This is a genomic window from Soonwooa sp. T0.1_25 (assembly GCF_057652215.1).
The window spans coordinates 1-217 of record NZ_JBYFBZ010000135.1; the positions used below are offsets into that span (position 1 = coordinate 1).

At 27.6% G+C, this 217-nt stretch carries 1 pseudogene; it reads right to left on the bottom strand.

The window, feature by feature from the left end:
* Positions 1-210, bottom strand: a pseudogene (locus tag AC23MB_RS14595) (IS982 family transposase); the annotation flags it as partial.
* Between the last annotated feature and the right edge of the window lie 7 nt (positions 211-217).

The window sequence follows — 217 nt, forward strand, 5'->3', positions numbered from 1 at the left end:
TCGTTCTATTTTATTTTTAATTACTTGAGGAATATGACGAAATAGATGATTTTCACTATCAATACCCATATATTCTGCCGTTAATGCGAGACTTATTAATTCTAAATCACTCAGTTTAGGAATTCTTCTTTGGTAAGATAGAAGAGTTTCATTTGATAATTTTTTCAAAACTTCCAAACTTCTTTCGTAATTTGCAAGTAAGTTGTTCATTGTAAAT